The organism is Pseudomonas sp. P5_A12, assembly GCF_056400685.1.
Genome location: NZ_JBFUKU010000512.1, coordinates 1 through 2,049, shown reverse-complemented (window position 1 = coordinate 2,049; position 2,049 = coordinate 1). Strand labels below are relative to the sequence as shown.

Here is a 2,049-nt window from a genome sequence, read left to right as displayed (position 1 = left end):
CTGCAGCCACTGCACGCTCTGCATCGGCTGCGCGACCACGGGGCATGGTCGCCCATGTCTCGCCTGTGTACGGGTTTTTGGTTTCGAAAGTTTCACCCGCAGCGGCATCAACCCATTCACCACCAACGTACATTTTATAATTAGTCATTTTGATTCCCGTAATCTTTTGATTAGTCAGATAACTTTACTGGCTTTAAGCGCTTGCAAGGCTTCGGGAGTAACTCCCAGGAGCCGGCTCAACACTTCCTCAGTACTCGACCCAAGAGAGGGGCCAGTAGAGACAAAAGCAGCAGGCGTTTCGGAAAGACGAGGCATCGCATTAGGCAGAACGAGCTCGCCGATACGCGGGTCTTGTACGCGGATTAAGTTCTCACGCTCTGCAAATTGAGGGTCTTCAAAGATATCCGCGATGGAGTTCACAGGGCCTGCTGGAACCTGCCCCTGCACACACACTTCAAGCAGTTCTTCTTGGGTGTAACCGGAAACCCAAAGTGCGACGAGTGCATTGATCTTCGCTCGTTCCTTCACACGATCAGGGCTGGTCGGATATTCGATCGCGAGTTCAGGTGTGCCCATTGTCTGAGCGAGACGCTGAAACATCCGGTCATTGCTGCATGCCAGCGCGATCCATTGCCCGTCTCTGGTTTGATAGTGGCTGTGCGGCACGACGTTGATGGTGTCGGCCCCCATGCGCTCACGTACGTATCCGTACTTGGCGTATACAGGCGCGATTTCATCCAAGAGCCGGAATACCGATTCGTAGAGTCCGATATCGACGTATTGACCGATGCCGCCAGCTTGAACGGAACGAAGAGCCAACAGAACGCCGATGGCTCCCCACATTCCGGAGATGTAGTCAGCAAGCGAGGTAGAACCAGGTACGACTGGCGGCCCGTCATTCTCTCCTGCGAGAAAAGCAAGCCCCCCGAATGCATGCGCAATACGAGCGAACCCTGGCTCGCCTCGCTTCGGGCCAGTTTGACCGTAGGCGCTGACTCGGAGCATGACCAGTTTGGGATTGATCTCTCGCAGCGACTCGAAGCTAAGACCCCACTTTTCAAGCGTTCCTGGACGGAAATTTTCCAGAACGACGTCCGACTTGGCCACAAGCTGTCTAAACAGGTCAGCACCTTGCTCGGAGCGTAGATCGAGGGTAACGGACTTTTTATTCCTGGCTTCACTGAGCCAGACCATGCTGTCGCCACATTCAGTAGGAGTACCGAATTTGCGCAGGGTGTCCCCACCCTCCGGTTGCTCGATCTTAATGACCTCCGCACCAAAATCCGCAAGGATGGTTCCGCAAAACGGAGCCGCAACGAATGTAGCGATGTCCAGAACGCGGACACCGGCCATAGGCTGATTATTATTTGTCTGGCCCAATTGAATTTCCTCAGCTAGCTGATCATTGACGGGTGCAGGAACTGCGCCGTCGAGCTGAGAAAATCGTAAAAGAATGCCTTCGAAAGGACTAATTGAATAATCATTTTGATTATTCAATTTAAGAGATCAATGTGCTTTGCAGGTTGTGCAGATGAAGGTGAGACACGGAAACACGTGAATTGAGGAGTCACCTACCCACTGCGGTGGCGCTCCCGCAAAGCATTCAAGCCTATGACTATTCTCGAAAATGAACATATGAATGCCAGATTGGTAAAATTTCGATCCTAATCTGTTTCCATCGCGCGTGTTTATTTCAGTTGCCGCACTGCTCAAAATCAAACCTCAAATCGGGGCTTCCACGAATCGCCTCGACACTTCTTTTTARAGCCTGATGAGGATTGATCATGGATCTGCAAATCGCGGGAAAAACAGCGCTGGTCACCGGTGCTAGCCAAGGCCTCGGCCGAGCCATCGTGAAGTCATTGGCTGCCGAGGGCGTAAAAGTATTCGCTACGGCGCGAAACGAAAATCTGCTGGCCAGCTTGGTATCTGAGATCGTAGACGCAGGCGGAGTGGCCCCAGTAACTTTTGTTCAGAATTTCGTCGCTGAAGACGGCCCTCAGAGAATCGTAGATGCCGCCTTAGCTGCAATGGGGCATATCGACATCC

Annotated in this window: 2 protein-coding genes; one reads left to right on the top strand and one right to left on the bottom strand. The window is 52.6% G+C overall.

Features of this window, described 5'->3' with window-relative positions; genetic code table 11:
• Positions 1–174 precede the first annotated feature (174 nt).
• The gene (locus AC1DSG_RS30595; RefSeq protein WP_477794207.1) at positions 175–1,497 is read right to left on the bottom strand and encodes a CaiB/BaiF CoA transferase family protein; all 1,323 of its coding nucleotides are present in this window, start codon (positions 1,495–1,497) and stop codon (positions 175–177) included.
• 287 nt (positions 1,498–1,784) lie between these two features.
• Between AC1DSG_RS30595 and AC1DSG_RS30590 the strand changes: the two genes are divergently transcribed.
• A partial coding sequence (locus tag AC1DSG_RS30590; protein WP_477794206.1) for an SDR family NAD(P)-dependent oxidoreductase occupies positions 1,785–2,049 on the top strand: 265 nt, incomplete at its 3' end.